The sequence below is a fragment of the Streptomyces boncukensis genome, assembly GCF_011045075.1.
GTDB classification, from domain to species: domain Bacteria; phylum Actinomycetota; class Actinomycetes; order Streptomycetales; family Streptomycetaceae; genus Streptomyces; species Streptomyces boncukensis.
Window position 1 is genome coordinate 1 of sequence record NZ_JAAKZZ010000489.1, and the last position, 5443, is coordinate 5443.

At 73.5% G+C, this 5443-nt stretch carries 3 protein-coding genes; all 3 read left to right on the top strand.

Features of this window, described 5'->3' with window-relative positions; all coding sequences use genetic code 11:
* The first annotated feature begins 111 nt into the window (after nucleotides 1-111).
* The 3 genes from G5C65_RS30275 to G5C65_RS30285 all read left to right on the top strand — a co-directional run bounded on the left by G5C65_RS30275 (nucleotide 112) and on the right by G5C65_RS30285 (nucleotide 5414).
* Nucleotides 112-2301: a glycogen debranching N-terminal domain-containing protein gene (locus G5C65_RS30275; protein WP_165302247.1), complete on the top strand. Its 2190-nt coding sequence runs from the start codon at nucleotides 112-114 to the stop codon at nucleotides 2299-2301.
* Between the two features lie 137 nt (nucleotides 2302-2438).
* Nucleotides 2439-3194 carry an NUDIX hydrolase gene (locus G5C65_RS30280; protein ID WP_165302248.1) on the top strand — a complete coding sequence of 252 codons (756 nt, stop codon included), beginning with the start codon at nucleotides 2439-2441 and terminating at the stop codon, nucleotides 3192-3194.
* An 87-nt stretch (nucleotides 3195-3281) separates the two neighbouring features.
* On the top strand, nucleotides 3282-5414 hold the full coding sequence (locus G5C65_RS30285; RefSeq protein ID WP_165302249.1) for an ATP-binding cassette domain-containing protein: 2133 nt from the start codon (nucleotides 3282-3284) through the stop codon (nucleotides 5412-5414).
* Nucleotides 5415-5443: the final 29 nt, after the last annotated feature.

A 5443-nucleotide genomic window follows, 5' to 3' on the forward strand; every position in this document is an offset into this window, starting at 1 on the left:
CCCGTGACCCGCGAGACCGCCGGCCGTTCACCTGAGTGGCGGACCGCGCACACACCCGGCCGCGCCCCGGCTTCACCGGACCACGGACAACAGGAAGCGGAGGAACGCGTGATGTCCCTGTTCCCGCAGTCAACGGCCCGTCGACGACCGTCCACCAGCGCCTCGGGCAGGGCACCGGCAGTGGAAGACGCCGGCGCCCGGCACGCAGCCTCATCGCCCCTCGCTTCCCGCCGCACAGAAGAGTTCCAGCCCGCACACTCCTCCCTGATCTGCGTCGCGGCCCCCGCACTCGCCATTTCCGCCGACCACGGCCAACTGCGCGCTGAAGGGCTTGAGGGCTTCTACCACTCCGGCGTGCGTACCCTCGCTCGCTGCCAGGTCCGGCTGGCCGGGCGCGAGCCGGTGCCCCTGCAGGGGAGGATGACCAGCGCCGGCGAGGCCCGCTTCGTATCGGCGGTCCGGGCGGCCACCGGCAACGGACCCGACCCCGAGGTCACGGTCGTACGCCTCCGGTCCGCCGACGGCACGGAACGCCTCACGGTGCACAACTCCGCCGAGCGGACCGTGCGGTTGCCCCTTGAGGTCCGGCTGGGGACCGACCTGGGAGAGCTCGGAGCCATCGCGATCGGCAGGCCAGGTGCCGAGCTCCCCGCCGCGGTCCACGGCTCAGGGCTGCGCTGGAGTGCGGAAGGGACCCACGCCACGGTCACCGCCCGCCCCGCTCCCGACTCCTCCTGGGCGTCCGCCGGGGTGCTCCAGTGGGACTGGACGCTTCCCCCGGGCGACAGCCGCAGTCTCACCTTCCGCATCGAACTGGAGGGCAGCCGGAATCGGAATGCTGTCCACTCCTACGGCGGTGGGGCCGCACCAGCCCCGGGCACTCCGGCGTCGGGCGACCCGCCCGCCCCAGGGCCGGACTCCCCTCGTCGGGCAGCGGCCGGTAGTAGCGGCGGCTCCCGTATGAGTGGGTTGCTGGCGCACTGGTCCGAGGCTCGTGCCGAAGGAGACGACGGCCGGGTCGACGAGCTCTTCCGCACCAGCCTCGACGACCTCAGCGCACTCCTGCTGCGCGATCCGGCGGCCCCGGCGGACATCCACCTCGCTGCCGGTGTCCCGTGGCGCTGTGCACTGGCCCCTGCCGAATCACTGCGCGCCGCCCGCATGCTGCTGCCGCTCGGCACCCGCCTGGCCTGCGGCACCCTGCACACCCTCGCCCGGATACAGCGCAGAAGCGGAGGGGCGGACGACGGGTGGATTCCCGGCACACTCCGCCACGCGGGCCCGCGGGCGGCGCCCAGCTGCACGGGAGTCGAGGCGACACTGCTGTTTCCCACCGTGCTCGCGGAGGCGTGGCGCTGGGGCCTGCCCGGACGCGATATGGAGCGGTTGCTCCCGGCGGCCGAACGCTGCCTGGCCTGGACCCTGCGGGTAGCGACCGGACCGGGGTACGTTCCCGATCCCGCGCCCGGTGGTCCGTTCCGCTGCGAGGTGCAGGCACACGCGCACCGGGCGGCGCTGTTGGGCGCCGGCCTGCTGGACGCGCACGGCATAGGTGACGGGAGTGAACTCCGCCAGTGGGCGGCCGAGCTGCGGCGGCGGTTCGCCGAGGAGTTCTGGCGGGACGACCGCGGCGGCGGCAGGCCGCTCGCGTTCCGGGCCAGAAACGGAGCAGAAGAGGGAGCGCTCTGCGCCTCCGCGGCGGAACTGCTCGACACCGGTCTGGCCTCGGGTGGACAACAGGCGCCCGGGCTGCTCGACAGAGCCGGGACCGAGCAGCTCGCCCGGCTGCTCGGCGGCCCCGCGCTGGATTCCGGCTGGGGCCTGCGCAGCCTCAGCAGTAAGGAGCAGGGATACAACCCTTTCGGTCACAGCAGCGGTGCGGTCCGGGTGCGGGAGACCGCGACGGCCGTTGCGGGGCTGTCGGCGGCGGGGTTCGAGAAGGAGGCGACCTCCCTCCTGTGCGGGGTGCTGGACGCAGCCGGGACATTCGGGTACCGGCTGCCGGAGATGTACGCGGCTGAACAGCGGACGCGGGGCAGTACGCCGCTGCCGCATCCGGCAGCCTGTCGTCCGGCCGCTGTCGCGGCAGCGGGGGCGGTGCAGTTGTTGGCCACACTGGCGGGCATCCGCCCCGACGTCCCTGCTGGGACAGTCGCCCTGCGCCCCATGAGCAGCGCCCCGCTCGGAGCGGTGCAGCTGACCGGGCTACGGGTGGCCGAGCGGCCGTTCGCGGTGCGGATCAGCAGACTCGGCATGGGGATGGTGGAGGAAGCGGCCGATGGCCTGCAGCTCTGCGGCTGACCGCGCGGTCGAGCGGTCGTACGGCGACACGCCGGGCGGCGCGCCATGCGAGGGGATATGCCACGAGGCACGAAGGAGGTGAACGAGGTGCTGGGGAACGGACTGTTTATCGTCAAGGAGACGACTATGATCGCGCCATGCCCTACGACCCGTCGGCCTTTCCGCCTTTTGCCGTCACCGTCGATCTGGTGGTGCTCACGGTGCGCAGCCACGCTCTGTGCGCCTTGGTCGTGCGCCGCGGGGAGCCGCCCTATCAGGGGCGATGGGCACTCCCGGGCGGGTTCGTCCGAGCCGACGAGGACCTCGCAGCCGCGGCGGCACGGGAACTCAAGGAGGAGACCGGGCTGCGGCCCCACGGCCCGGAGGGCAAGGACACGGGCGCGCATCTCGAACAGCTCGCCACCTACGGCGACCCGTATCGCGACCCCCGGATGCGGGTGGTCAGTGTCGCCCACCTCGTGCTCTCCCCGGACCTCCCGCCCCCCATCGCGGGGGGTGATGCGCGCAGCGCCCGGTGGTCACCAGCGGAGTCGCTGCTCGGGCCGGGAGAGGGGCTCAGCAGGGACGGCGACCAGCCGGTGCAGCTTGCCTTCGATCACGCTCAGATCCTGCTGGACGGTGTGGAGCGAGCGCGCGCCAAGATCGAATACTCCTCGCTCGCCACCGCTTTCTGCCCACCGGAGTTCACCGTGGGGGAGCTGCGCAGGGTGTATGAGGCGGTGTGGGGAGTCGCGCTCGACCCGAGGAACTTCCACCGCAAGGTGACCGGGACTCCGGGATTCCTCGTGCCGACCGGAGGGACGACGACGCGTCAGGGCGGTCGGCCCGCACAGCTGTTCAGAGCCGGCGGGGCGACGCTGCTCAACCCGCCCATGCTGCGGCCCGAGGTCTGATTCCGGTTCAGCGCGAGTTGCCCGGAAACTCGGAAATGTCGCGTTATCTTGCTGAGGTGCGTCCGCACGCGTCCAGCGGGAGAAGCGATGATCCAGGCCATCGGACTCACCAGCATGCCGCGCCGCCAACGGCCACCTGCCGTGGACGACCTCACCTTCGAGGCGCGCCCCGGCAAGGTCACGGTGCTTCTGGGGCGCGCCGGTTCGGGGAAGAGTGACGCGCTCCGGGTGATGCTGCAGCTTCGGCCGGGGCGGGGCATCGCGCTCTTCCGGGGCCGTCCGGTCCACCGGGTGCCGTACCCGGCCCGTGAGATCGGGGTGCTGCTCGGGGACGTCCCGGGACATCCGGCGCGCACGGCGCGAGGGCATCTGCGCATGCTTGCCGCGGCCGTGGGAGTTCCCGCAGGGCGGGCCGATGACGTGCTGGACGTCGTGGGCCTCAGCGGGATCGCCGACCAGCGGCTCAGGGAGTTCTCCCTCGGCATGGACCGCCGTCTCGGTATCGCGTCAGCGTTGCTGGGCGACCCGCACACGCTCGTCTTGGACGAGCCCGCTCACGGGCTGTCCCCTCGGGAGGCGAGCTGGCTGCACGGCCTGCTGCGCGGGTACGCAGACCAGGGCGGTCTGGTCCTCACCACCTCGCGGGATCCGAAGGAGGCCGCGAGGCTCGGGGACCGCGTGGTGTCGATCGAGGGCGGACGTCTGGCCGCAGATCAGGAGGTGGAGGAGTTCCGGCGGACCCGGCAGCGGCCCCGCGTCGTGGTGCGGACCCCGCACGCTGAGCGGCTCGCCGCCGTTCTTGCCCAGGAGTCCCGCTCCGCGACGAGCGCCGAGCGCCGAGACGGACCCATGGAGGTGGTGCGGGACGGGGGTGGACGGATCTCCGTCTACGGGAGCAGCTGTGCGGCCGTAGGCGAGGCGGCGTACCGCAACGGCATCCTGGTCCATCAGCTTGCCGAGGAGCTGGGAGACAGCGGGGATGTCACCCCGCCCCATCCGCTGGCCCGAGCAGACGGACGTGCGCCCCGGGAGTCGGCGGCTGCTCCGGCGACCGTGCCCGCCCTGGGGGCGGCGGGCGCTGTGGCGGCGAACTCGGGACGGGGCCCCGAGGCCACGTCGGAGCACGCGGCCGGGGGCCCGCCGGCCCGGACGGGCACGGGCGACGCTGTCCGCGCGGTGGCGGAAGAGCCCCCGAGTCCGCCCGGGCCGGGGCTCCCCCCGGAGCCCTCCGCACCGCAGTCCTCCGCACCGCAGTCACCCGGCCCACGGCGGGCGGCCGGGGCCTGGAGGCTGCCAGGGGCCTCGAAGCTGTCGAGATCATCCCGGCCCCCGCTGTTCGCCGCCCCCCGGCCCGGGCCCGTCGCGCCGCTGCGGTACGAGGTACGCCGGCTGTTCGGGGTGCGTACGCCGTGGATCCTCGCGGGCGTGACGATGCTCGTCGCTTTCGCGGTGGCCGTGGTGCTGGCACGGGCCGGTGGGGACACGGGCGGTGCGGGGCGCGGAGAGGGCGGTTCCGGGATCGCGCAGGGGCTGCGGTTGCTGACGGGCTGGCCGTCCGGAGGGCCGTTCGCCTCCGCTCCCTTTGCGTCCCTGCCGCCCGCGGCGCTCGCCGCCGGGCTGCTGGGGGCGCTGGCTTTCGGGCAGGAGTTCCGGTACCCCGCGCTGGCACCGGCCCAGACGCCGGTGCCTCGGCGCCTGGGGCTGCTGCTGGCCAAGTTGATGGTGTCGGCTGTGTCCGCGGTCGGGCTGTGCCTGGCGACCGCCGCCTTCAACGCGGCCGGGCTCACGCTGCTGTACGGCTCCGGCGATGTGTTCCGCCTGCGGTCCGGAGACGGCCCGGCCGGGACGATGGCCGCGCTGTCGCCCATGGCCCAGGCCATGGGGGTGCTCGCTGTCTGTGTCGGCTGCGCGTGGGCCGGGCTGCTGGCGGCGGGGGTGTTCCGGTCGACGACGGCCGGAGTCGTGGCTGTCGCGGCCGTTCCGCTGGCGGTCGCCCCGGTGCTGCGCAGGCTGCTCAGCGGTTCCGCGGCACGCTCGGTGGAGGGGCTGCCCGGGCGGCTGGAGTCGGCCGTGCTCGTGCCCTGGCCTGCCGCGGTCGACCAGTGGCTGACGGTGGCTCTGCGGCTTGCCGCCCAACCCCTCGGCCACGCCTTTGGATTGTCACTCATCGTGCTGCTCTGCGCCTACGCGTGCACCTCCCTGCGCAGCAGGCCCCGTTAGCCGACTTCCAGGACGGGGCGGACGGGAGG